This is a genomic window from Arthrobacter sp. KN11-1C (genome assembly GCF_052180225.1).
GTDB lineage: Bacteria > Actinomycetota > Actinomycetes > Actinomycetales > Micrococcaceae > Arthrobacter.
In genome coordinates, this window is sequence record NZ_CP197467.1 from 443,871 (window position 1) to 468,074 (window position 24,204).

The 24,204-nt window shown below is 64.0% G+C and carries 23 protein-coding genes; 15 read left to right on the forward strand and 8 right to left on the reverse strand.

What is annotated here, in order from left to right; all coding sequences use genetic code 11:
* Positions 1–55: 55 nt before the first annotated feature.
* The 3 genes from ACSBOX_RS02175 to ACSBOX_RS02185 all read left to right on the forward strand — a co-directional run bounded on the left by ACSBOX_RS02175 (position 56) and on the right by ACSBOX_RS02185 (position 2,270).
* Positions 56–385, forward strand: a complete 330-nt coding sequence (locus tag ACSBOX_RS02175; protein ID WP_442544593.1) for an ArsR/SmtB family transcription factor — start codon at positions 56–58, stop codon at positions 383–385.
* Positions 382–1,362, forward strand: coding sequence for a TIGR03086 family metal-binding protein (locus ACSBOX_RS02180; RefSeq protein ID WP_442544594.1), 981 nt, complete (start codon positions 382–384; stop codon positions 1,360–1,362). Before ACSBOX_RS02175 ends, ACSBOX_RS02180 begins: the two co-directional genes overlap by 4 nt.
* 122 nt (positions 1,363–1,484) lie before the next feature.
* On the forward strand, positions 1,485–2,270 hold the full coding sequence (locus ACSBOX_RS02185; protein WP_264637005.1) for a VOC family protein: 786 nt from the start codon (positions 1,485–1,487) through the stop codon (positions 2,268–2,270).
* Between the two features lie 70 nt (positions 2,271–2,340).
* Here ACSBOX_RS02185 and purM read toward each other — a convergent pair whose 3' ends face one another.
* The 3 genes from purM to ACSBOX_RS02200 all read right to left on the reverse strand — a co-directional run bounded on the left by purM (position 2,341) and on the right by ACSBOX_RS02200 (position 5,563).
* Positions 2,341–3,501: a phosphoribosylformylglycinamidine cyclo-ligase gene (gene purM, locus ACSBOX_RS02190; RefSeq protein ID WP_442544595.1), complete on the reverse strand. Its 1,161-nt coding sequence runs from the start codon at positions 3,499–3,501 to the stop codon at positions 2,341–2,343.
* Positions 3,498–5,117, reverse strand: a complete 1,620-nt coding sequence (gene purF / locus ACSBOX_RS02195; protein WP_241710136.1) for an amidophosphoribosyltransferase — start codon at positions 5,115–5,117, stop codon at positions 3,498–3,500. Before purF ends, purM begins: the two co-directional genes overlap by 4 nt.
* Before the next feature lie 62 nt (positions 5,118–5,179).
* Positions 5,180–5,563, reverse strand: coding sequence for a hypothetical protein (locus ACSBOX_RS02200; protein ID WP_442544596.1), 384 nt, complete (start codon positions 5,561–5,563; stop codon positions 5,180–5,182).
* A gap of 135 nt (positions 5,564–5,698) precedes the next feature.
* Here ACSBOX_RS02200 and ACSBOX_RS02205 point away from each other — a divergent pair, with 135 nt between their 5' ends.
* From ACSBOX_RS02205 to ACSBOX_RS02230, 6 genes are all read left to right on the forward strand, one after another.
* Entirely contained in the window at positions 5,699–7,243 is a 1,545-nt protein-coding gene (locus ACSBOX_RS02205) for an amino acid permease (protein ID WP_442544597.1), read from the forward strand.
* Positions 7,244–7,302: 59 nt separating this feature from the next.
* Entirely contained in the window at positions 7,303–8,037 is a 735-nt protein-coding gene (locus ACSBOX_RS02210) for a FadR/GntR family transcriptional regulator (RefSeq protein WP_442544598.1), read from the forward strand.
* Positions 8,038–8,111: 74 nt separating this feature from the next.
* The gene (locus ACSBOX_RS02215) at positions 8,112–9,458 is read left to right on the forward strand and encodes a glutamine synthetase family protein (protein WP_442545943.1); all 1,347 of its coding nucleotides are present in this window, start codon (positions 8,112–8,114) and stop codon (positions 9,456–9,458) included.
* A 3-nt stretch (positions 9,459–9,461) separates the two neighbouring features.
* Positions 9,462–10,265 carry a gamma-glutamyl-gamma-aminobutyrate hydrolase family protein gene (locus ACSBOX_RS02220; protein ID WP_442544599.1) on the forward strand — a complete coding sequence of 268 codons (804 nt, stop codon included), beginning with the start codon at positions 9,462–9,464 and terminating at the stop codon, positions 10,263–10,265.
* Complete coding sequence (locus ACSBOX_RS02225; protein ID WP_442544600.1) at positions 10,262–11,626, forward strand: aldehyde dehydrogenase family protein; 1,365 nt, start codon at positions 10,262–10,264, stop codon at positions 11,624–11,626. The genes ACSBOX_RS02220 and ACSBOX_RS02225 overlap by 4 nt, the downstream gene beginning before the upstream one ends.
* A 43-nt stretch (positions 11,627–11,669) precedes the next feature.
* Positions 11,670–12,452 (forward strand): 3-oxoacyl-ACP reductase, encoded by a 783-nt coding sequence (locus ACSBOX_RS02230; RefSeq protein ID WP_171983479.1) that lies wholly within the window; start codon positions 11,670–11,672, stop codon positions 12,450–12,452.
* A gap of 78 nt (positions 12,453–12,530) precedes the next feature.
* Here ACSBOX_RS02230 and uraH read toward each other — a convergent pair whose 3' ends face one another.
* The gene (uraH, locus tag ACSBOX_RS02235; protein WP_442544601.1) at positions 12,531–12,872 is read right to left on the reverse strand and encodes a hydroxyisourate hydrolase; all 342 of its coding nucleotides are present in this window, start codon (positions 12,870–12,872) and stop codon (positions 12,531–12,533) included.
* Positions 12,869–13,396, reverse strand: a complete 528-nt coding sequence (uraD, locus tag ACSBOX_RS02240; protein ID WP_442544602.1) for a 2-oxo-4-hydroxy-4-carboxy-5-ureidoimidazoline decarboxylase — start codon at positions 13,394–13,396, stop codon at positions 12,869–12,871. Before uraD ends, uraH begins: the two co-directional genes overlap by 4 nt.
* A gap of 307 nt (positions 13,397–13,703) precedes the next feature.
* On the opposite strand from uraD, the gene ACSBOX_RS02245 reads away from it, so the two are divergent.
* On the forward strand, positions 13,704–14,798 hold the full coding sequence (locus ACSBOX_RS02245) for a pyridoxal-phosphate-dependent aminotransferase family protein (protein WP_442544603.1): 1,095 nt from the start codon (positions 13,704–13,706) through the stop codon (positions 14,796–14,798).
* A 247-nt stretch (positions 14,799–15,045) separates the two neighbouring features.
* Here ACSBOX_RS02245 and ACSBOX_RS02250 read toward each other — a convergent pair whose 3' ends face one another.
* On the reverse strand, positions 15,046–15,972 hold the full coding sequence (locus ACSBOX_RS02250) for an Lrp/AsnC family transcriptional regulator (RefSeq protein ID WP_442545944.1): 927 nt from the start codon (positions 15,970–15,972) through the stop codon (positions 15,046–15,048).
* Between the two features lie 298 nt (positions 15,973–16,270).
* Between ACSBOX_RS02250 and ACSBOX_RS02255 the strand changes: the two genes are divergently transcribed.
* The 5 genes from ACSBOX_RS02255 to ACSBOX_RS02275 all read left to right on the forward strand — a co-directional run bounded on the left by ACSBOX_RS02255 (position 16,271) and on the right by ACSBOX_RS02275 (position 21,416).
* Positions 16,271–17,119: a transporter substrate-binding domain-containing protein gene (locus ACSBOX_RS02255; protein WP_442544604.1), complete on the forward strand. Its 849-nt coding sequence runs from the start codon at positions 16,271–16,273 to the stop codon at positions 17,117–17,119.
* A gap of 66 nt (positions 17,120–17,185) precedes the next feature.
* A complete protein-coding gene (locus ACSBOX_RS02260; RefSeq protein ID WP_442544605.1) occupies positions 17,186–17,920 on the forward strand; it encodes an amino acid ABC transporter permease in 735 nt (244 codons plus the stop codon).
* Entirely contained in the window at positions 17,917–18,711 is a 795-nt protein-coding gene (locus ACSBOX_RS02265; RefSeq protein ID WP_442544606.1) for an amino acid ABC transporter ATP-binding protein, read from the forward strand. Before ACSBOX_RS02260 ends, ACSBOX_RS02265 begins: the two co-directional genes overlap by 4 nt.
* Positions 18,701–19,699: a C-terminal binding protein gene (locus ACSBOX_RS02270; protein ID WP_442544607.1), complete on the forward strand. Its 999-nt coding sequence runs from the start codon at positions 18,701–18,703 to the stop codon at positions 19,697–19,699. The genes ACSBOX_RS02265 and ACSBOX_RS02270 overlap by 11 nt, the downstream gene beginning before the upstream one ends.
* A 43-nt stretch (positions 19,700–19,742) precedes the next feature.
* Positions 19,743–21,416 (forward strand): amidohydrolase, encoded by a 1,674-nt coding sequence (locus tag ACSBOX_RS02275; RefSeq protein ID WP_442544608.1) that lies wholly within the window; start codon positions 19,743–19,745, stop codon positions 21,414–21,416.
* Between the two features lie 159 nt (positions 21,417–21,575).
* Here ACSBOX_RS02275 and ACSBOX_RS02280 read toward each other — a convergent pair whose 3' ends face one another.
* On the reverse strand, positions 21,576–22,787 hold the full coding sequence (locus ACSBOX_RS02280) for an aminotransferase-like domain-containing protein (RefSeq protein ID WP_442544609.1): 1,212 nt from the start codon (positions 22,785–22,787) through the stop codon (positions 21,576–21,578).
* Positions 22,788–22,842: 55 nt separating this feature from the next.
* Positions 22,843–24,162 carry a M20/M25/M40 family metallo-hydrolase gene (locus ACSBOX_RS02285; RefSeq protein WP_442544610.1) on the reverse strand — a complete coding sequence of 440 codons (1,320 nt, stop codon included), beginning with the start codon at positions 24,160–24,162 and terminating at the stop codon, positions 22,843–22,845.
* Positions 24,163–24,204: the final 42 nt, after the last annotated feature.

Consider the following 24,204-nt stretch of genomic DNA (forward strand, 5'->3'; position numbering starts at 1 on the left):
GTGCACTCTCGGAAGTGATTGACAGAATACGTTAGTGGCCACTAACGTATTAATCATGCTCGACCCACTGGAAGTTGCCGCGGAGCCGAATAGGCGGCGTCTGTTGCACCTGCTTGCGGCGGGCGAGCGGACCGTGACGGAGCTGGCTGGCGAATTCACGGTGAGCAGATCCGCCATCTCGCAGCACTTGTTGTTGCTGGAGCAGGTAGGCCTCGTTGCGGCCCGCAAAGAGGGACGCAACCGCTTCTACCGCTTGGATCACGACGGCATGAGAGAACTCCGGATGCTTTTTGAGCAGTTCTGGACCGCCGAGCTGGACATGCTCCTCGCTGACGCACAAAACTTCACCACCGACCGCCTTCAAACAACCGAGGAATCACCATGATTTACGACAAGACCGTTCTTCTTCCCCTCAACGTCGACCAGGCGTTCGAACTCATCACGCAGCCCGCACGCCTCCGCCGCTGGCAGACCGTTGCCGCGCGCGTCGATCTGAAGGTTGGCGGCGAGTACCGCTGGACCATCACCCCGGGCCACCACGCAGCCGGAACGTTCACCGAAATCGAGCCAGGCAAGCGCGTCGTCTTCACCTGGGCCTGGGAGCAGCCTGAAGCCCCGGCGGACAACGTCTCGACGGTAGCCATCACCCTTGAGCCGGCCGACGGCGGGACCACGGTGCGCCTGGTGCACGAGGGTCTGCCAACTCCGGAAGCCCTTGCAGGCCACTCCGAGGGCTGGAACCACTACCTCGACCGCCTCCTCGCTGCGGCCTCCGCGGGCGACGCCGGTGCCGACGAATGGGCCGCAGCCCCCGCCGATCTCAACGAGCTCACCTCCGCGGATGCCACGCTTGCCATCGTGCAGCGCGTGCTGGCGCACGTCACGGAAGCCGACGCGCAAGTACAGACTCCGTGCGCCGACTTCAACGTGTCGCAGTTGCTCGACCACCTCGCTGGATCGATTGCAGGCATCGCCAAGGCCCTGGGCGCCGATGTAGCCGACGACGCCGGCAAGTCGCCCGAAGTGCGCATCGCCGACCTTGCGCAGCCCGCGCTGGAAGCTTTCTACCGCCGCGGCCTTGAAGGCACCATCGACATGGGCTTCGCTGAACTGCCGGCCACGATGGTCGCCTCGATCCTCAACCTCGAGTTCCTGGTCCACGCGTGGGACTTCTCCAAGGCCCTGGGCCTCGAGGTCTCGGTGGCAGATGAGCTGACCGATTACGTCGAGGTCCTCGCGCAGAACACCATCAGCGAGCAGGTCCGCGCGAGCGGCAGCTTCGCCCCGGCCCAGGAAGTTGCAGAGACTGCATCCAGCCTGGAGCGCTTGGTCGCATTCACGGGCCGGACCGTTCACGCATAAGGGCTCCGACTCCGCCGTAAACGCGGGCCGGCCGGCGCTGGCTGTTGTCAGTGTCGGACCCCCGTACTACTTTGAACGTGGTATCCGCTGGCACATGCCGGCTACTCATCGAAGGGATAGCAATGCCGCAGGTTGATAGCTACAAGCAGGGAACTCCGTGTTGGGTGGACCTGTCGTCGTCGGACATCGAGGCTTCCAAGGCCTTCTACGGTGATCTGTTCGGCTGGGAATTGGACTCGATGGATGCCGGCAACGGTATGACCTACTACATGGCCAAGCTGCAGGACCGCTACGTAGCGGGCATGATGCAGCAGATGCCGGACATGGCTGCGGCAGGGGCACCGTCCTTCTGGGCCAATTACCTCGCCGTCGATTCGGTCGATGAGGCCGCTGAGCGCGTGACGGCGGCGGGCGGCAACGTCCTCTTCCCGCCGGACAGCGTCCCCAACGGGAGCGGGCGGATGTTCTTCGCCGCCGATCCCACGGGTGCGCAGATCGGCTTCTGGGAGGCCGGAAACCACCACGGCGCCGGGTTGGTCAACGAACCGGGCACGGTGGTCTGGAATGAACTGCAGACAAACGACGTCCCCAAGGCCGTGGCCTTCTACGAATCCGTGACGGGATGCTCCAGCGAGACGGCCGCGGCCGGCGATCTGCAGGAATACACCCAGTTCGTGGTGGACGGGAAGTCCGTAGGCGGCGCCATGAAGCAGCCCGTTGAAGGTATGCCGCCGTTCTGGATGACCTACTTCTATGTTGCGGACGTGAACGAATCCGTGGCGAAGGCCGTCGAACTCGGTGCCCAGGTCTTCGCGCCGGCCTTCGATGTCCCCGGCGTCGGCCGCATGGCAGTCCTCGGCGATCCCGCCGGAGCAGCCTTCAGCGTCATGGCCGCCGAAAGCAACTAGGCCTCAAAGCAGAGTGCCCACCCAACCGCCGGATCGGCAGTCGGGTGGGCACTTTTTGCGTTAAGAACCGTTAGGCGTAGGTGTTCACAAGGCGAACGGCGCCGCCGTCGACGCCCTTGGCGCCCTGGACGTAGTCCGGGCCGCTCTTGATGATCGAGTCCGAGTCCGCAGCAACGGTACCCATGACCCACGCCGGCAAGCCGCGTTCGTTGAGGCGGGCCACGGCGGCGTCGGCAATTTCGGGGGACACGATGGCCACCATGCCGACGCCGAGGTTGAGCGTGCGCTCAAGGTCGGCCAGCGGTACGTTGCCGAGCTCTGAGACCAGCTTGAAGATGGCCGGCAGTTCCCACGTGGCACGGTCAACCGTGGCCACGAGGCCCTGCGGCAGGACGCGGGCCAGGTTGGCCGCGATGCCACCGCCGGTGACATGGCTGAAGCCGTGCACGGCGCCGGGCGCAGTGCCCAGGCCGCTGACCGGGAACGCGCGGGCGAGGTCCAGGCAGTCGGCGGCGTAGACGCGGGTGGGCTCCAGCAGTTCTTCGCCCAGGGTGCGGCCGAGTTCGGAGACCTGGCGGTCCAGGGCCCAGCCGGCGTGGTTGATCACGCGGCGGACCAAGGAGTAGCCGTTGGAGTGCAGGCCCGAGGACGCCATGCCGATCACGACGTCGCCGGCGCGGACACGGTCCGGGCCAAGCAGGGCGTCGGCTTCGACAACACCGGTAGCTGCACCCGCGACGTCGTACTCGTGCTCACCCAGCAGGCCCGGGTGCTCAGCGGTTTCCCCGCCCACCAGGGCGGTGCCTGCCACGGAACAAGCGGCCGCGATGCCGCGGACGATGTCCGCGATGCGCTCGGGGACAACCTTGCCGCAAGCGATGTAGTCCGTCATGAAGAGCGGCTCGGCGCCGACCACAACGATGTCGTCCACCACCATGCCGACGAGGTCAAAGCCGATGGTGTCGTGGATATCCATGGCCTGGGCAATGGCGACCTTGGTGCCGACGCCGTCCGTGGACGTGGCCAGCAGGGGCCTCTTGTAGGTGAGCAGCTTCGAGACGTCGTACAGGCCGGCGAAGCCGCCGACGCCGCCAAGCACCGAGCTGTTGTGGGTCGCCTTGACGGCGTCCTTCATGAGTTCGACGGCGCGGTCGCCCGCTTCGACGTCGACGCCGGCGGACGCGTAGGTGATGCCGGTTGTGTTCTCAGCGGCGGAGGATGCGGAGGTCATACAGACTCTTTCTTATCGGCGTCGGTCAGCAGGTTCTCAAACTCGGCGTCGGGTCCGGGATCGCAGCCCGTGGCGCCGGGCTTGTTGGCCGGGTCGTCCGAGTCCGCGGTTACGGCTTCGGCGGAGATGCCCGACGTCGGCAGCCCGCCGAGGTCGGTGCGCTCCAGGAGGTTCTTGCCCAGTTTGTCCGATCCCGGAAGTGCGATGGGGTACTGGCCGGTGAAGCACGCGGTGCAGAGGCGTTCGCGCGGCTGCTGGGTAGCGCCGATCATGCCGTCTTCGGAAATGTAGGCCAGCGAATCCGCTCCGATGGCCTGGGAGATTTCCTCGATGGTGGCGCCGTTGGCGATCAATTCAGCGCGGGACGCGAAGTCGATGCCGTAGAAGCAGGGCCACTGCACGGGCGGGGAGGAGATCTTGATGTGCACGGCTGCGGCGCCGGCCTCGCGGAGCATCCGCACGATCGCGCGCTGCGTGTTGCCGCGGACAATCGAGTCGTCCACTACCACCACGCGCTTGCCGCGGATCACGGATTCGAGGGCGTTGAGCTTGAGCCGGATGCCAAGCTGGCGCAGGGTCTGCGAGGGCTGGATGAACGTACGGCCCACATAGGAGTTCTTGACGAAGCCATGCGCGAACGGGATGCCGGATTCCTCGGCGTAGCCCACTGCGGCCGGAGTTCCGGACTCGGGGACCGGGATGACGATGTCCGCTACCTGGGTGTTTTCGCGGGCCAGTTGGCGGCCCATCTCCACTCGGGACTCGTACACTGAGCGTCCGGCAATCGACGCGTCCGGGCGCGCGAGGTAGACGTACTCGAAGACGCAACCGGCCGGCGTCGCTTCCGCGAAACGCTGGGAACGGACGCCGTTCTCGTCAATGGCGATGAACTCGCCGGGCTCGATCTCGCGGATGAAACTCGCGCCAACGGTTGCCAGGGCGGACTGCTCCGAGGCGACAACCCAACCGCGCTCGAGGCGGCCAAGGCACAAGGGCCGGATGCCGAAGGTGTCGCGGGCGGCGTAGAGGGTGCCTTCGTCCATGAACACGAAGCAGAAGCCGCCCCGGATCTTGGGAAGCAGTTCAAGCGCGGTCTGTTCGAGGGTCTTGCCCTCTTCGCCTTCGAGGAGGGCGGTGACCAGGGCGGTGTCCGAGGTGTTGCCCTGCTTCATTTCGCCGGTCAGCTGACCGCCGTTGAGTTCAAGGATCATTTCCCGGAGCTCAGCGGTGTTGGTCAGGTTGCCGTTGTGCGCGAGGGCAACGGTGCCGGTGGCGGTTGCGCCCAGGGTAGGCTGCGCGTTTGCCCAGTGGCTTGCTCCGGTGGTGGAGTAGCGGCAGTGGCCGACGGCAAGGTGCCCGGTGAGGGTGTTCAGGGTTGTCTCGTCGAAGACCTGGGACACGAGGCCCATGTCCTTGTAGACATTGATGCGCTTGCCGTCACTGGTAGCAATACCAGCCGATTCTTGTCCGCGGTGCTGCAACGCATACAGCCCGTAATAGGTGAGTTTTGCTACTTCTTCGCCCGGCGCCCAGACCCCGAAGACGCCACAAGCGTCCTGAGGTCCTTTTTCGTCGGGGAGAAGATCATGAGAAAGTTTTCCGTCGCCACGTGCCACTGGTCAATTGTCGCATGATGTTGGCGTGGTACTTTCCCTCACGCGGCATTGTGACCGGGATCCTATCCCTCGCGGTCGTCCTCTGTGCCGTCGGGTACGGACTCGACGACGGCGCGCCGGGAGCGCCGCACGCTGACCTGGTCGAGCACGAGGGCTGCGATGGCACCGAGCAGCACGCCGCCAGCGGCAAAGGAGACAAGGAAGAACCCGAAGACCGCGCCGGTGTTGAAACTCTCGTCGCCGGGGATCCCGTAGGCAACGAATGCGGCAACGATGATGCCGAGCACCCCGCCAAGGCCCATGAATGGAACGAACTTCGGTGCGCGCCGGACCGTGATCCCGCGGCGTTCCGGAATGCCGTTGTCTGCCGCGGCGTTGCGTGCCGGGCTGTTGTGTGACGTGCTGTTTTGCGATGTGCCGTCGGCGTTCGCGCCCTCAGAAACCATGCCTTCCAGCTTACCGTTCCGAAGAGGTTGGTTTGTGGTCTGAAGTCAGACCATTGACAGATTGATGTGAACTGGGTCACTATCGATGCGAGCGGTGTCGGCCCGCTCCCCCTTCCGTTTAGAAAGAGAATAATCATGAGTGATCGTTCTACGGCAGCGAAGGTGCAGGCTGTGCAAGACGCAGATGCTGCGGCCCTCGCCGAGCTTGGCTACAAGCAAGAGCTACATCGCGGCATGTCCGGCTTCTCCAACTTCGCAGTCTCGTTTTCCATCATTTCGATCTTGGCTGGCTGCATTACCTCCTTCAGCATTGCGCTCAAGTCCGGCGGTCCGGCTGCCATCAACGTGGGTTGGCCGATCGTCGGCCTGCTGGTCCTGTGCGTGGCTCTTTCCATGGCCGAGGTTTGTTCGCGTTACCCGACAGCCGGTGGCCTGTACTTCTGGGCAGGCAGGCTCGCCAAACGCAACAAGCGGGCCTGGGCTTGGTACGTCGGTTGGTTCAATTTCCTCGGGGAAGTGGCCGTCACTGCGGCAATCGACTTTGGCTGCGCCACAACAATGATGGCTTTCGCGGCGCTGACTTTCGGCGTCGAGCCCACCGCAGGAGGCACGTTCGCGCTGTTCGTCGTCTTGATGATCATCCACGCCCTGCTCAACAGTTTCGGCGTCAAGATTGTCAGTTTCCTGTCCAATGTCTCCGCCTGGTGGCACATTGTGGGCGTCGCGATCATCGTGGCGGCGCTGTGGATCATGCCCACGAGCCACCAGTCCTTCGACTGGACGATGACGGCGTGGCACAACGAAACCGGCTTCACCTTCGGGCCGTACGTCTTCCTCATGGGCCTGCTCATGTCGCAGTACACCTACACCGGCTACGATGCTTCGGCGCACGTTGCCGAAGAGACCAAGAACGCAGCCATCGCGGCTCCCAAGGGGATTGTCATGAGCGTGGTCATCTCCATCATTGGTGGCTGGATTCTGCTCTACTCACTCGTTGCGGCGATCCCGAACGGCTCTGAGGAGGGTCTGACCACCCTAGGTGCCACACCAACCGGCTTGCCGCCGGCACAGATTTTCCTGGATGCACTGGGCAACCCTGGCGTAGCGAAATTCCTGCTCGCCATCGTGGTGGGCGCACAGTTCTTCTGCGGCATGGCGTCGGTGACCGCCAACTCACGCATGACCTACGCTTTCTCCCGCGACAATGCACTGCCGGGCTCCCGTATCTGGGCCAAAGTCAACGCCCGGAGCGGCACACCCACAAACTCCATCTGGCTCTGCGTTGGCTGCGCGATCGTGCTCGCTTCACCCGCCCTGTTCAACACCACCGCGTACTTCGCCGTGACGAGCGTCGCCGTCATTGGCCTCTACATCGCGTACATCACCCCGGTGTTGCTCCGCAGGCTCAACAAGAACTTCGTACCAGGCCCGTGGCATCTCGGAAAATGGAGTCCCATCATCAACTGGATAGCGATTGTGTGGGTCGCCATCATCGTGATTCTCTTCGTTCTTCCGCCCGTCGCGGACATCACCATCGACACGTTCAACTACGCGCCGATCGCCGTCGTGGTCGTCTTCCTCCTTGCCACCGTGCTTTGGTACACCACGGGGCGCAGGACGTTCATGACGAGTGCCGAACAGGAGCACCTGACGATCGACGCCGATAAGCTGCTCAACTAGCAACACACGCGGGCCGCCGGCGGTTCTCCGCCGGCGGTCTCCCACCAAGGAAGGCCACCATGTTGTTCGCCGAACCGATTGAATCGCCCCTGCTGGAGACGGTCTTGCTTCCCGTGCGCGGACACATGGCGTTCGAGTCGTGCGTCGAGCACTTGGGATCGGCGATCCAGTTGGGGATCTTCAAAACCGGTGAGCGCCTGCCGCCCGAGCGCGACCTGGCCGAGCGCATGCAGGTCTCCCGGGCCACGCTGCGGGAAGCGATCAGCGCGTTGCGGGCCGCGGGCTTCGTCACGACCGTCCGTGGGCGAGGCGGCGGAACCATCGTGGAACCGGTCGGTAACGCCCGGCCGCCGGAGCGCCTCGACAATAAGGACCGGCAGGGGGAAATCAGCGACATCCTCATCTTCCGTTCCGTGATTGAACCCGGGGCTTGCCAGCGGGCGGCCTCAATGCGGCTCAGCAAGGATCAGCGTCAGCTCCTGATTGATTCCTTGGCCGAGGTTGAAAACGCGGGTTCCCCGGTGGAATACAGGCAAGCGGATGCCCGCCTCCACCTGGCTTTCTCCGCTGTTGCGGGGTCGTCCGAGCTCAACAAAGCCAGCACCACCATCCAGACAAAAATCCACGAGTTCCTGGCGGAAATCCCCTTCCTGCAGCGGAACATCGAACATTCAAACCAAGAACATCGATTGATAGTGCAGGCCATCCTCGACGGCGAGCCTGCAGCGGCCCGGAGCGTCATGGAATTGCATTGCGAGTCCACTGCCGCACTACTCAAGGGACTACTGAAATGAGCACCACGATGAACGACAATCCGAACGACATTTCGAACACCGTGAAAACCACCGCCCACCCTCGCAATGACCGTATGCTCACCGTTGAGCAACTCAAAGCGCAGATCGGCGACGGCGCCATAGACACCGTGATTCTCGGCTTCACCGACATGCAGGGCAGGCTTCAGGGCAAGCTCCTCCACGCGCAATTCTTCCTGGATTCCGTGCTGGAGCATGGCACCGAGGGCTGCAATTACCTCCTCGCCGTTGACACCGAAATGAACACCGTGGATGGCTATGACATTTCCTCGTGGGAAAAGGGCTATGGAGACATGCTCTTCGACATGGATTTGGACACCATCCGTGTGCTTCCCTACCGCGAGGGGAGCGCGCTGATCCAGTGCGATCTGTCCCTTATCGACGGCACCCCGGTCTCCGTTTCACCCCGCGCCATGCTCAAACGCCAGACGGACAAGGCGGCCGAGCGCGGTTGGAAGGCACTCGCTGGAACCGAGCTTGAGTTTGTGGTCTACAACGACTCCTACGAGCAAGCATGGGACCTGGACTACAAGCACCTCACCCCCGCGAATCAATACAACGTGGATTATTCGCTCCTGGGATCCGGCCGCGTGGAACCCCTGCTTCGCCGGATCCGGAACGAGATGTACGCGGCCGGCATGACCGTCGAATCCGCCAAAGGCGAATGCAACTTCGGCCAGCACGAGATCGCGTTCAAGTATGACGAGGTGGTCACCACGGCGGACAACCATTCCGTCTACAAGACCGCGGCCAAGGACATTGCCCACGACATGGGCCAATCCGTTACCTTCATGGCCAAGCCAAACGAGCGTGAGGGCAATTCCTGCCACATCCACCTTTCCCTTCGCGGGCTCGACGATGAGCTGGTCTTCTGGGACAAGGCCACCGGCGCCCGCACCAAGACTTACGATCACTTCATCGCCGGCGTGCTGGCCACGATGCGGGAATTCACGCTCTTCTACGCTCCCAACATCAACTCCTACAAGCGGTTCGTCAAAGGCTCGTTCGCCCCGACGGCGGTGGCCTGGGGACTCGACAACCGCACCTGCTCGGTGCGCCTCGTGGGGCATGGGCAGAGCGCGCGGCTGGAGAACCGGCTGCCGGGTGGCGACGTGAATCCGTACTTGGCGTTGTCGGCCATGCTCGCCGGCGGGCTCTACGGAATCGAAAATGAGCTCGAACTCGAACCCGCAACCACTGGCAACGCCTACACCTCGGGTGCTCCTACCGTTCCGACGACGATGCGGGAAGCGCGGGACCTGTTCGCCAACTCCGTGATCGCGAAGGAAGTCTTCGGCGAGGAAGTAGTGCGGCACTATGTGAACTACGCCGACGTCGAACTGGCAGCTTTTGAGTCCGCCATCACCGACTGGGAGCTCCGCCGCGGCTTCGAAAGGCTGTAGGCGATGATCCAGACGCAGGCTCCAGGTGCGGGTTCAACCTCGAGGCCGCCACGCATCGCGTTGACTACTTATCTTCAAAACGCCAAGTGGGGGATTTGGGACGCGCCAGCAGCGGTACTGCCGGCAACGTATTTGGAAGCCGTGGTGGCGGCAGGCGGCACCCCTCTCCTGCTGCCGCCCATCGGCACCGATACTTCCGTCCTTGACCTCGTGGATGGCCTGATCGTGGTGGGAGGCGCCGACGTCGACCCTGGAAATTACGACGCCGAGCCCCACCCGAGCACTCGCAGCCAGCCCTCGCGGGACGAGCACGACATCGCGTTGACGTTGGCCGCCTTGGAGAAGGGGGTTCCGCTCTTCGCAATCTGCCGCGGTGCTCAAATCCTCAACGTGGCCTTGGGCGGAAACCTCATCCAGCATGTGCCTGACGTTCTGCCCGAGGCCAACTACCAGCCCGCTCCCGGAGTCTATGGGGAGGTTGAGTTCGATACACGGCCGGGCAGCATCAGCGCCCAACTACTAGGCGAAAAGGCATCCGCACCGGTGTATCACCACCAGATTCTGGACCGGGTGGCTGACGGTCTTTGCGTCACGGCGCGCGCGGCGGACGGCACGGTGGAAGCCGTCGAATCCACCCGGGGAAGTTGGGCGTTGGGCGTTCAGTTTCATCCTGAACAAAATCCTTCCGATCTGCGCCTCTTTGAAGGATTCATTGACGCAGCCAGAAGGTACCGGGACAAGGAAGTTTACGTTGAGGGCCTCGCCCCATCGACGGAATCCACAGCGACAGAAAAGAGCTGGGCGTGAGTGCCACAACTTTTGACATCATCAATCCGGCCACCGAAGAGTTCCTTCAAACCGTTGAGCTGGCATCCCTCGCCGAAACGGACGCGCTGATTGCCCGCGCGGCCGCCGCCTTCGAGACCTGGCGGAAAGTGTCGCCGTCGGACCGGGCACTGCTCCTGCGCCGGTTTGCGGCCGCCGTCGACGCCGATCTGGAGAACCTCGCACAGCTGGAAGTCCGCAACGCGGGGCATACGATCGGCAACGCCCGCTGGGAAGCGGGCAATGCGCGCGACGTCATCAGCTACTACTCGGCGGCCCCTGAGCGCCACTTCGGGCGGCAGATCCCGGTTGCCGGAGGCCTCGATGTGACCTTCCACGAGCCGCTGGGCGTGGTTGGGATCATTGTGCCGTGGAACTTTCCCATGCCCATCGCGGCGTGGGGCTTCGCTCCGGCGCTCGCGGCAGGCAACACGGTAGTACTTAAGCCTGCGGAACTTACGCCGCTGACGGCGATGAGGCTGGGTGAGCTGGCGCGCGAGGCCGGCCTTCCTGACGGCGTGCTGACGATGATCCCCGGGAAGGGCTCCGTAGTGGGGGCGCGGTTCGTCACCCACCCTGCGGTGCGAAAGGTCGTCTTTACCGGGTCAACCGGGGTTGGCAAGCAGATCATGGCCGGTTGCGCCGACCAAGTGAAGCGCGTGACGCTCGAGTTGGGTGGCAAGAGCGCGAACATCGTGTTCGCCGACGCCGACCTTGAGGCCGCTGCTGCGGCCGCTCCCGGTGGCGCCTTCGACAACGCCGGACAGGACTGCTGTGCCAGGTCCCGGATCCTGGTGGAAAAATCGGCCTACGACAGCTTCTTGGAGCTCCTGGAATCGGCCGTGCGGGCTGTCAAAGTCGGCGACCCTGCGGATGAAAGTACCGTCATGGGGCCCTTGATTTCCGCCCGGCAAAGGGAAATGGTCGCGGGCTTTGTGCCCTCGGGAGCGCCCATAGTGTTCCAGGGCGAGGTGCCCGAAGGGCCGGGATTCTGGTTCCCGCCCACAGTCCTGGCTCCCGATTCCTTCGACGACCCGGCAGTGCGGGAGGAGATCTTCGGACCTGTCGTCGTCGTCGTACCGTTCAACGACGAGGCAGACGCAGTACGCATTGCCAATGACACCGAATACGGCCTCTCCGGATCCATCTGGACCCGAGACATTGGCCGGGCCTTGCGCGTGGCCCGGGGAGTGGATGCCGGAAACCTCTCGGTGAACTCCCACTCTTCAGTCCGGTATTCGACGCCGTTCGGCGGCTTCAAGCAATCGGGCCTGGGCCGCGAACTGGGTCCCGACGCCCTCGATTCCTTCAGCGAAGTAAAGAACGTCTTCATCGCGCACTGAACCCACCAACTTTGGAAGCCCCACCATTCAAGGAGAGATCACCATGACCGAATTCATTTCACACCGACTCAAGGACCGCACAGCCGTCATCACGGGCGGCGGCAGCGGGATCGGCTTGGCCACGGCAAAACGCTTCGCCTCGGAGGGCGCCAACGTGGTCATCGCCGATATCGATCCGGCAGCCGGGGAAGCGGCTGCGGCCGCCGTCGATGGCATCTTCGTGAAGGTCAATGTCACTGACGAGCAGGAAGTCATCGACCTTTTCGCCGCTGCCAAGAGCCACTATGGCAGCGTGGATATCGCATTCAACAACGCGGGCATTTCACCGCCGGACGATGCTTCGATCCTCGACACCGGAATTGACGCCTGGCGCCGGGTCCAGGAGGTCAACCTGACGAGTGTCTATTACTGCTGCAAATACGCGCTGCCGTACATGTTGGAACAGGGCAAGGGCTCGATCATCAACACCGCGTCCTTCGTGGCGGTGATGGGTGCGGCGACCTCGCAGATCTCCTACAGCGCTTCCAAGGGCGGTGTGCTGGCCATGACCCGCGAACTCGGCGTCGAATTCGCGCGCAAGGGTGTGCGGATCAACGCATTGTGCCCCGGGCCGGTCAACACCCCGTTGCTGAAGGAACTCTTCGCTTCCGATCCGGAGCGGGCCGCGCGCCGCTTGGTCCACGTCCCCTTGGGCCGCTTCGCCGAGCCCGAGGAACTGGCCGCTGCGGTAGCCTTCCTGGCAAGCGACGACGCCTCGTTCATTACCGCTTCGACCTTCATGGTTGACGGGGGCATCTCGGGAGCCTACGTCACACCGATCGACTAGCGGAGCTTCCATCGATTGCTCCGTAACTGTCCTTATGTCGCCTGAAAACGACAGTTACGGAGCAATCGATGGGTGGAGTTAGCTGCCCCGGTACGTGGAGAACGCGAAGGGACTGAGCAGGAGGGGCACGTGGTAGTGCTCACCGGCGTCGGACACCGTGAAGCTCAAGTCCACTTCCGGGAAAAAGGTGGCCACGCCTTGTGCCTTGTAATACGGACCGGTCGCGAAGTTCAGGCGGTAGCTGCCGCCGTCGACCCTCTCGGGGCCCAGGTCCTTGATCCGGCCGTCCGCGTCGGTGGTACCGCTCGCCACGGGCCTCCAGTTGTCGCCGTCGCGCACGGAGAGAACGACGGCGACCCCGGCCGCCGGGCGCCCGGAACCGGTGTCCAGGATGTGGGTGGTGATCTGGGAAACGCTCATTTGCTGGGCACTCCTTCGCTCGCGCTGGCTTCGCTGATGACGCCGGCAAGGCGCAGCAGTGCGATTTCGCGCAACTGGCCGGCCACGATGACGTCTTCTTCTTCCGCTGTGTGGCCCAGTCGCTCTTGAAGCGAGGCCAGGATTTCCTTGGCTGTCCGTCCCGCGGCCCGGATGAGGAAGACGCGGCCGAACGTGGCCTCGTACTCACGGTTGCCCTCGGCCAAAGCGGTGACGACGCCGTCATCGCCGGGGTCCACGCCGGCCTGTTCGGAGCGGGACATCGCCGCTTCGGTGGTCTGTGCCTTGGGTCGTTCGCCGATCCGAGGGTGGTGGGCCATCGCGGCCGCCACTTCGTCCGATGTGAACGGCTCGGCGGTTTCCCGGGCGAAATCGAGCAAGGAGTCCAAGCCGCTGAAGGGGCGCGCATCTGCGATGTGCTCCACCCAACGCTGGATGTCGAGGCATGGGCGGAGGACGTCGATGGCGTCCGCACGGTCCACGCTGTTGAATATTTCAAGCTGCATGCTTGTTCATTCCTCGTGCGAGTGCTGGCATCCATGGTGTTGGCTATGCGGAACTCCGGCGATTCCTGCCGGATGGACCTGCGCGCCTCCGCACTCCAGGTCTCCCACATCATGGAACTGTTATTTCAGCATACGTAATAGTGAATCCAATGACTGCCGTGGTGTCAAGAGAATACCGCACCCCGGTCCTCCTTCTCCGCCCGGCTTACCTGAAACGCTCGCTCACCTTTGGTGGGTTCTACCGAAACGCTCGCTCACCTTTGCCGTCTGGTGGACAATGTCAGCAACGAGCCAAAGGAGTTCCGCCATGCCCGAGGTCCTGACTTCCCGGTATCTCTTCGGACCGGGTCCGAGTAATTGCTATCCGGAGGTGACCGCCGCGTTGGCGTATCCGGTGATCGGGCACCTGGATCCTGTGTTCATCGAGCGGCTGGACCGGACATGCGCCGGGCTCCGGACGGTGTGGGGGACACGGAATGCCCGCACCTTGCCGTTGAGTGCCACTGGATCCGGCGGCATGGAGGCTGCCTTCGTCAATACAGTGTCCGACGGCGACGTGGCAGTCATTGCCGTCAACGGGCTTTTCGGGGAGCGCATGTGTGAGGTTGCCCGGCGCTGCGGCGCCACGGTAGTCCGCGTCGACCATGAATGGGGCCAGCCCGTGGATCCGGAGCGGGTCCTCGCCGCGCACCCCCATCCCAAGGTGATTGCCGCCGTCCATGCCGAAACCTCCACAGGTGTCCTGTCCGACGTCGCGCCCCTCGGCGCCGGCAAGGGCGACGCACTATTGATCGTGGACGCGGTGACCTCCATCGGCGGGGTGGAACTTCTGGCTGACGACTGGGGGATCGACGTCGGGTATGCCGGGACGCAGAAGTGTCTGGGAGCGCCCCCCGGCTTGTCTCCGTTCACAGTGTCCGAGCGCGCTTTCGAGCGGCGCATCAAGGAGCCCCGTTCGTGGTACCTGGATATCGGCCTCCTGGGCGGGTATGTTGGCGCGGCGAGTGGCAGCCGGACCTATCACCACACGGCGCCGGTGACCATGATCGCCGGGCTTGAGGCCGGACTGGACCGCATCTTGGCCGAGGGGCTCGCGGATGTTCAGGCCCGGCATCGTGCAGCCGGGGCTGAGTTGCGCGACGGCCTCGAAGCGATGGGACTCGAGCTGTTTGCCGCCGAGGGCTCGCGATTGCCGAGCCTCACCACGGTCAAAGTGCCCGACGGCGTGAACTCGGCCGCCGTCCGCGCTTACCTTCTGGAGAACTTCAGTATGGAAATCGGCTCCGGGGCGGGTGCGTTTACGTCGACGGTTTGGCGGATCGGCATGATGGGTCCGAACGCCAACAGGGCCTCGGTGACTCTCGTCCTTGGTGCGTTGGAAGAAGCGATCGCCAAAGCCTGACGCTCGCTCACATATGAAGGCCAATTCCGAAACGCCCGCTCACGTCTGCCCGGAAACGAAGGAATACGTGAGCGGGCGTCCGCCCGGAGGGCCTTGTTTGTGACCGAGCGTTGGCCGAAATGGCCATATACGTGAGCGAGCGTTGGCCGAAATGGCCATATATGTGAGCGGGCGTTGGCCGAAATGGCCATATATGTGAGCGAGCGTCACGCCGAACGGTCTTGTGTGTGAGCGAGCGTCGGGGAGGCTAGTGGCCGTTGGATTGGGCCTTGGTCGCGAGCATCTTGTCGAGGGGCTTGGCGTATCGTTCCTGGACGATCTTCAGGTGCAGCCAGCACTCCACGCTTGCCACGGAGTCCATCACCCGCACCTTGTCCAGGATCTCGTACATTTCGTCCAGTGAGCTGACGCCCACGGTGGCTACGAGATCGTGCCTGCCGAGGCAACTGGCGATGAACTCCACGCCGGGCGTCGCCGAGAAGAAGTCGATTGCCTCCTCGGTTCCGGCCGCCGTCGAGATTCCGAAGCCAAAGGCCATGGACCGCGAAGAACCGGAGCGGCTCCGGATAGGGCCGATCTGCATGACGCGGGCTTCCAGCAGACGAAGGACCCGGATCCTGGCAGCGCTTGCCGAAAGTCCGATCCGTTCGCCGAGGGCCTCGAAACCAAGCCGACCGTCCACCTGCAGCTCGCTCATGAGGAGCAGATCCGCCTGGTCTAGTTCGAGCCGGGGATCCGGCGGTTCCTTGCCGAGGAAGAGGCTGCGGACCACCTCTTTGTACATGAGGACATCGACGCCAGCCACGCCTTCGCAAAGACGGATGGCCTCGACGTCTTCGTAGAGCCTTTCCACCGTGGGCAGACGGAGTTCGGCGATGATTCCGTATTTGCCCGTGGTCAGGGAGGCGAAGACTGCGCCATCCAATTGGCTCAACCTGTCCAAGGCCGCGCGTGCGGAACCGTTGAGCTGGATGGAGATGTGCGCGACGGCGGTCAGGCCCAGCAGGCGCGGATGGACTGCCGCGACAATCCGCAGTTCTCCCGAGGACGTGAGCTCATTGACCTTGGCCGTCACGGCGGAGCGCGTCACGCCCAGTTGCTTGGATAGCTCGCTGAACGAGGCGCGGCCATCGGCCTGCAGCAGGCGGATCAGCCTGTCGTCCAGATCATGCATGGTCTTCACAATAACCGCCTTGTCTTCGGGGCCGCGGCGGTGGGTGCTCAGCGAAGGTGCGGCGCCCCGGCAAGCCGAGCGCCGCCGTCGTACTCAATACTTCCACAAGTCAAGAGATAGGCGAGTGATTTGGATTAAAAAGTCGCTACTTGAATACAAAAACTGTGTCACATCAGTATTAAACAACTGATTCGCTTGATTTGACTGCTTTTTTCGCTAGCATCGTGATCAACGCCACATCGGCGCACTCCGACTCGCGTTCCCACGCGACCCCAACAGTTCAATTGGAGATCTGCACATGCTCAAGTTCACGAAGCCCGCTTTGGCGGCCGCTGCGTTGGCCCTGCTGTTGAGCGGCTGCTCCGCCGCGGCTTCCCCCAGTTCCACCGGGCAAGCTTCGGCCACCGCGCCGAAGGGACTCACCACGAGCGGCAAGCTCACCCTGTGTATCGACCCCGAATACGCGCCCTTGGAGTACTACGCCAACGGTTCCAGCGGTGACATCGTAGGGTTCGACGCCGATGCCGCCCGGGCGCTCGCCAAGCACTGGGGCGTCGACGCCAAGTTCGAGGTCACCACGTTCGACGGCCTCATGCCCGGACTCCAAACCCGCCGTTGCGACGCGATCTTCGGCGGCCTGTACATGAGCAAGGCCCGGCTGGACGTCGCTGACGCTTCAGCCGTGATGAACGCCGGTCCCGCGATCCTCGCCGCCCCAAGCAGCACCGGGAATTACAAGACCGCACTGGACCTGTGCGGCCACTCCGTCGCAGCGCAGAGTGCCTCCTCCAACGCCGCCCGCATCACTGCGCTCAAGGACGAGTGCAAGAAAGCCGGCAAGGACGAGCCCAAGCTCACCGAATACCCCAAGACCGCTGAAACGGTGCTGGCTGTCATCAACGGCAAGTCCGAGGCCCTGATCGAGACCAATGTGGCGGCCGCCTACATGGCCAGCCAGAACGAAGGCAAGCTCAGCGTGGCCCCGGGAGTCTTCCCGGCCGACACCACCTTCGGCGTGTTCACCCGCAAGAACGATCCGTTGTCTCCCGCCATCGCCCAAGCGCTGAAGGAACTCCACCAGGACGGCACCCTGGCCAAGATCGCCAAGGACAACAAGCTCGATCCCACGATCGTCGACGTCCCCTAGCCATCCTCCCCGCGGAGGCCGCAACAGCGCTGCGGCCTCCGCCACCTCAAGCGAAAGGAGTTGGTGATGGAATTCGACGTCAACATCTTCGTCCAACAACTCGTGAATCCGAGCTACATGTCCGGGGCTTTCCTGTCCGTTGCCGTCGCGGTGCTTTCACTTATCCTGGCCACAGCCATCGGCTTCGCCGTTGCCCTGGGACGCACCTCCCGCAGCCGGATCGCCCAGGGCGTCGCAGGAATCTACACCTGGTTCTTCCGGGCCATCCCTGCGTTGCTGGTGCTGCTCATCATCTGGAACGCCTTGCCGCAGCTCTTTCCCGTCCTCCGCCAGGATTGGTTCTCCCCGTTCATTGCCGCGTTCATCGGCCTGGGCATCGTGGAAGCGGCCTTCATGGCGGAAATCATCCGTTCGGCGTTGCTCAGTATCGACGACGGCCAGGCGCTCGCCGGCAGGGCGCTTGGAATGTCGCCGGTCAAGGTCATGCTCAAAGTTGTCCTCCCGCAGGCCATCCGTACGGCACTGCCTCCGACGGGCAATGAATTCATCGGCCTCGTGAAGTTCTCCTCGCTGGCCTCCGTGATTTCCCTCCAGGAACTCCTCACCACGGCCCAAGTGGGAGTGAATATCACGTTCCGCTACGCCGAGTACTACGCCGCGGCAATCGTCTATTACCTCATCATCGTGAGCCTTCTGACGCTTCTCCAAAGCTACGTCGAGAAGAAATTCGTCTGGACGTCACGGTCCAAATCCAAGAAGCCTTCCATCCTGGAACCAGTCGGCCAAGGAGTGCAGTCATGACCCACAGCGGCCCGGAAACCTGGTCCACCAACGATCCCGTGCTAAGCGTGCGGAACCTCCACAAGAGCTACCAGGACCAGCACGTCCTGCGCGGCGTCGAATTCGACATCCGTCAGGGACAAGTCAAGGCAGTGCTCGGCCCTTCCGGTTCCGGCAAGTCCACGATGTTGCGCCTGATGGCGCTCCTCGAGCCAGCCGACGACGGCGAGATCCGGCTCCGCGGTCGGCGCATCGGTGTCCGCGAGAAAGCAAGCGGAGCCGTGGCCCTCCCCGAACGCGAACTCGCGAAGGAACGCCGCAACATCGGCATGGTCTTCCAGAAGTTCAACCTGTTCCCGCACCTGACGGCGTGCCGCAACGTGATGCTCGGGCTGACCTCCGTCAAGGGGATCCATCACAAGGAAGCCGAGGAGCAGGCCATGGCCATGCTCCAGCGCGTGGGTCTCTCGCACCGTGCCGGGCATTTCCCGTCGGAGCTCTCCGGCGGCCAGCAGCAACGCGTGGCCATCGCCCGCGCCTTGGTGATGAACCCCGACGTCCTCCTCTTCGACGAACCGACCTCCGCCCTCGACCCCGAATTGGTGGGCGAAGTCCTGGACGTCATGGAAAGCCTGGCCAACGACGGCATGACCATGATCGTTGTCACCCACGAAGTCCGTTTCGCCCGTCGGGTGGCCGACGAAGTGACCCTGTTCGACAGTGGCGTCATCGTGGAACAAGCATCCCCGGACGAGTTCTTCGACAACCCACAGCACCAACGCACCAGGAAGTTCTTGAGCCATGTCCACTAAGCACCGCCCCCTCGCTGTCTACACGGACATGGAGGACCTCGACTATTCCGCCGGCGTCGCGCTGCTCGAGGACAACGGTTACGACGTCCGATATCTTGGCACCCAGGATCCCGCGGTCATCGCGGAACAGGCGAAGGACGCTGAGGCCTTGCTGGTGGGCTACGCGCCCGTGACTGGCGAGGTCATGGACGCGATCCCGGGCTTGAAGATCATCGCCCTGGTCTCGATGGGCTTCGACAACGTTGACCTGGATGCCGCCAAGGAGCGCGGCATTTGGGTCAGCAACCTTCCCGGCGTGGCCACCGAAGAAGTCGCCTCGCACGCGCTCGCGCTTGCCCTCGCCATCACCCGCGAAATCCCGTTTTTCCAGGGACGCGTGGCCGAGGGCGACTGGAACGGCCGCCCGGACAGCACGGTGTTCCGCCTCAGCCAGGAACGGCTGGGGCTGATCGGACTCGGGCGGATCGGCAGCCGTCTCGGAGAACTTGCCTCCGGCGTCTTCGGCGAGGTGGTGGGCTACGATCCGTACCTCCCGGACACTCCCACCACCAGGGAGATGCTGGCCAAGGCAGGCATCCGCCGGACTGGCTTCGAGGAAGTCCTGGCCGAATCCGCCGTCGTGTCCTTGCACATGCCGCTCACGGACGAAACCCGGCACATCATCAACGCCGGAAGCCTCGCCACGATGCGGCAGGGCAGCTACCTGGTGAACGTCAGCCGCGGGCAGCTGATCGACGACGAAGCCCTGCGCGCCGCCGTCGACTCCGGCCATATCCGGGCCGCGGCGCTGGACGTGCTCGACGTCGAACCGGCCCCTGCCGACCACCCGCTCATGGGCCACCCGCGGATCCTCGTGACGCCGCACGTCGGCTTCCTCTCGGAGTACACGCTGGCCGAATACGTCAGGATCCAGGCGCAGAACGTCATTTCCCAAGCCCGCAGCGGAGCCCCGGACACCCCGTTGTTCGAGCTGTCACCTGCCCGCTGATTTCCGGCCGTACCGCAAACTTCAACACGCAAAGGTCATTCCCATGTCATTCCTGGCATCCCATGAAACTTCCCCCGTAGCCCCGGCAGCAACGCTGTTCTTCGGCGGCCGCATCCGAACTGTCGACTCCCTGAACACCATCGCGGAGGCGATGCTGGTCATCGGCAACCGTGTTGCCGCCGTCGGGACGCCACAGGAGTGCCGCGACGCGGCGCTCAAGCTCACGACGGCGGTGCCCGACGTCGTCGACCTCGGGGGCCGCACGCTGGTGCCCGGCTTCATCGACCCGCACGCGCATCCCCTGATGTACGGACAGCTGCTGTCGTGGGTGGACTGCGGTCCCGAGGCGGCACCGGATATCCCCACCATGCTTGAACTGCTCACGAAGGCTGCGGCCGACAATCCGGGGGACACCCCGATCCGGGGCTATGGCTACGAGCACCGCAACCTTGCCGAGCAGCGCCACCCCACGCGGCAGGAGTTCGACACCGTCTCCACCACACGCGAGGTGTACGTCATGAACGCGAGTGGCCACGGCGGAGTGGTGAACTCGTACGTACTCGCGAAAGCCGGAGTGGACCGCGACACGCCCAACCCGCCGGGCGGAACCTTCTTCCGGGACGCCCACGGCGAACTGACGGGTGAGCTCTCCGACGCCGCTTGCGACATCCTCACAGGAGACGAAGGCGTCAAGCTGGGGCATCACGGACCGAACTTCCACCTCGGGGACAGCAAGGAACACCACCGCGCCCAGCTGCTGCACGCCCAACGCGAGTTCCTCAGCCACGGCGTGACCACCATCGGCGATGCCCAGGTGACCAAGCGCGAATTCGGCGCCTACCTGGACCTCGTCGAGCGGGGCGAACTGGTGACGAGGATCAACGCGTACTTCCTGTCGAGCCTCCTGGACGAGGTCCTGGAACTAGGTCTGGTGGACAAGTTCGGCGATTCCCTCCTGTCCTTCGCAGGGATCAAGCTCTATGCCGATGGCACCCTGGGCGGCTGGACGGCGTACTTCCCCGAAGGCTACCGCGACGATCCCTGCCGCACCGGCTCGCTCTACCACGAGCCGGCCGAGTACCGCGCCCTCGTCGCCAAGGCGCACAACGCCGGACTGCAGACGGCCACCCATGCACAGTCGCCCACCGCCATTCAGTTGGTGCTCGACGCCGTCAGCGAGGCTTTGGCTGTTTCGCCGCGAGCCGATCACCGGCACAGGATCGAGCACTGCGGACTGCCTACCCTGGCGCAGATCGACCGGATGGCCGAGCTCGGGATCATGCCCGTCAACCAGCCGCAGCACTACTACAACTGGGGTCCCGGCGTCACGGATGCCATCGGCTCCCCGGGTGAGCGCTTCAACCCCCTCGGCGAATTCGTGGCCGCAGCGGTCCCCGTGACGATGAGCTCGGATGCGCCCGTGGCCGATCCCCGTCCGCTGGAAGCCATCCAGACGTCCGTGACCCGCAAGACCCGCTCCGGCGTCCAGCTGGGCTCGGACGATCTGAAGATCGACGTCGTCGAGGCCCTCCGCGCCCACACCATCAACGGTGCGCGGGCCATGGGGCGCGAGAAGGACCTCGGTTCCCTTGAGCCAGACAAGCTGGCCGACTTCGTGATCCTCGCCGCCGACCCGCTCGAGGCGCACGAAGCTGACATCAGCAGCATCGACGTCGTGGAGACCTGGGTCAACGGCGTGCGGGTGTACGCGGGCTGAGGCTGAACACAGCTAAACCCCGACGTCGGCGCTCAGGTGAGTGCCGACGTCGGGGTTCGCCGTGCACCAGATCGCCGGAAAGCTGCCAGTTCGCCGGAGCCTTCCGGCGATCCCGCAGCCTTCCGGCGATTTCGCCAGGTTGGGTGACGGCAGGGAGCCTTAGACCCGGCGGATCGCCTCAGCCAGGCGCTTGACTCCCTCGGTGAGTTGCTCTTCCGGGGCGTAGGAGAAGGCGACGCGGAGCTGGTTGCTGCCACCGCCGTCGGCGTAGAAGGCGCTGCCGGGCACGAACACGACTCCCGCCTCGATGGCCGCGGCAAGCACGTGATCGGTGTCGGTGCCCTCGGGCAGCGTTACCCAGGTGAAGAATCCGCCGCTCGGGCTGGTCCACCGGGTACCTTCGGGCATGTAGGTGGCCAAGGCGTCGAGGGTGGCCTTGCAGCGGGAGGCATAGACGGCGCTGTACGCGGCAATCTGGTCCCGCCAATCGAAGCTGCTGATGTACTGCTCCACCACCAGTTGGCTCAAGACCGAGGGGCAGATCGTGGTTGCCTCCGACGCGATTTGAAGGCGGCCGCGCACCTCCTGCGGAGCCACCACCCAGCCGACACGCAGGCCCGGAGCGAAGATCTTGGAGAACGAGCCGAGGTAGAACACGTTGTCCGGGTCGAGTGAGTGCATGGCGGGTTTGAGAGTGCCGTCGAAGCTCAGCAGGCCGTAGGGGTTGTCCTCGACGATCAGCACCCCTTCGGCCCGGCAAATGTCCACCACGCGCTGCCGCCGTTCGAGGGAAAGGCTGATACCGCTGGGGTTGTTGAAGTTGGGGATCGTATAGAAGAACTTGATGGTTTTGCCGGCGGCTTTGAGCCCGGAAATGACGTCCTGGAGGCGGTCGGGATCGACGCCGTCGTCGTCCATGGCCACGTGCGCGACGTCGGCCTGGAAGCCTTCGAACACGCCGAGCGCGCCCACATATGTCGGTCCTTCCGCGATCACTACATCCCCGGGATCGCAGAAGAGCTTGGTGACGAGTTCCAGTGCCATTTGCGAGCCCGCGGTGATCTGCACGTTTTCCGGCGACGTCGTGATGCCTTCGAGCTCCATCACCTGGCAGATCAGGGCCTGCAGTTCCTCTGTTCCCGCACCGGAACCGTACTGGAGGGCCTCCAGCCCGCGGCGAGCGACGACGTCGGACGCCATCGCGGCGATGCGATTCATCGGCAGGACAGGCAGGTAGGGGTTGCCGCCCGCGAGGGAGATCATGCCCGGCTGCATGGAAACATCGAAGACTGCGCGGACGGGGGAGGGCTGGAATCCGGCCGCACGCTTGGCCATCCGGCCGGTGTGCGACAGCTCTGTGGTGAGGGTCATGGTGGTCCTTCGGGGTCGGTGGGCGGCCGCTTCGATGCGGCCGGACGAGTGGTGGTTACTGGGCGCTGAGGAATTCGTGCAGGATGCGGGTGCCCGCGTGGATGGCCGTGACGGGGACGCGTTCGTCGATCCCGTGGAACATGCCCGCGAAATCAAAGCCTTCGGGAAGCCGCAAAGGCGAGAAGCCGTAGCAATTGATGCCCAGTTGCGAAAAAGCTTTGGCGTCCGTGGCTCCGGACATGACGAACGGGAGCGCTTTCCCTGCAGGGTCGACGGCGGTGATCGCCGCTTGCATCGCGTCCAGCAGGGCGCCGCGGGCGGGTGATTCCAGCGAGCGGCCTTCCTCCCAGCTCACCTCGATGCCGGGCCCCAGCAGCTCCATGAATTGCGCTTTGAACTCGTCATCGGTGCCCGGGGCGATGCGGCAATCCACGGTAGCGGTGGCTGTCCCGGGAACGACGTTGGTCTTGTAGCCGGCATGGAACTGGGTCGGGACGGCGCTGGTGCGCAAGCCCGGGAGGAGCATCGCGGCGAGCAGACCGAGCGAGGCGAGTTCGTCGTCGAGCATTTCACCATCCAAAGGCCGGCCGAGCGCCTCGCCCAACTGCTCCACCAATGCCGAGAGCGAGGCACCCTGGACCACCGGCCACTTGTGTTCCGAGATGCGTGCGAGGGCGGAGGAAAGGCGCGCGACGGCGTTGCTTTCGTTGGGCACGATGGAACCGTGGCCTGTGGTTCCGTGGGCGGTCAGCGTTGCCCAAGCGACCCCCTTTTCCGCGACTCCCAGCAGGTAGAGCCTCAGGTCGTCGCGCATTTGGAGGGAGAAGCCGCCGATTTCACCGATCGCCTCGGTGACGCCGTGGAACAGTCCAGGGTGCTCGTCCACGAGGAACTGGGCACCGAACTCGCCGGCGATTTCCTCATCGGCCACGAAGGCGAAGACGATGTCCCGCCTGGGGACAAAGTTCTCGCGGCGCAATTGACGGACGGCCGCCACGGTCATGGCAACCATGTCCTTCATGTCCACTGCGCCGCGACCCCATACGAAACCGTCCTTGATCTCGCCGGAGAACGGATCCACGGTCCAGTCCGCGACGTTTGCCGGGACGACGTCGGTGTGGCCGTGCACCAGAAGGGCCGGAGCCTCGGGGTCGCTGCCCCTCATCCTGACCACGAGGTTGCCGCGGCCGGGAGTCTTTTCGATCAGTTGGCCTTCGAGACCGAACTCCGCGAGCAACGACTGAATATATTCGGCACAGCGCGATTCGCCGTCGCCGGTGGTGGCGGGATCGCCGGTGTTGGTGGAGTCGATGCGGATCAAGGTGCTGCAAAACTCCACGGCCTCGGCAGCCATGGTGTTGTGATGTTCCCCCACAGATGGTCCTTTCCAGCGCACAGCCCGCGTCGTTCCTGCGCG